General features: G+C 28.9%; 1 protein-coding gene. It reads left to right on the forward strand.

Going from position 1 to position 287, the window contains the following annotated elements; translation table 11 throughout:
* Nucleotide 1: 1 nt before the first annotated feature.
* Nucleotides 2–287 (forward strand): TIGR01741 family protein (locus IDG60_RS03380; RefSeq protein ID WP_142360126.1); only part of this gene is annotated, 286 nt, incomplete at its 3' end.

The raw sequence follows: 287 nt of genomic DNA on the forward strand, positions 1-287 counted from the left end.
TATGACTTTCGAAGAAAAACTAAGTCAAATGTACAACGAGATTGCGAATAAGATTAGCAGTATGATACCGGTAGAGTGGGAAAAAGTATATACAATTGCTTATGTAGATGATCAAGGTGGAGAGGTCATTTTTAATTATACAAAACCTGAAAGTGAAGATTTGAATTATTACACGGATATATCTAGAGATTATAATATTTCAGAAGAAATATTTGATGATTTATGGATGAATCTTTATTACTTGTTTATGAATTTGAGGGATTTATTTAAAAAAGAAGGTCTTGAAC

This window comes from Staphylococcus sp. EG-SA-2 (assembly GCF_017152085.1).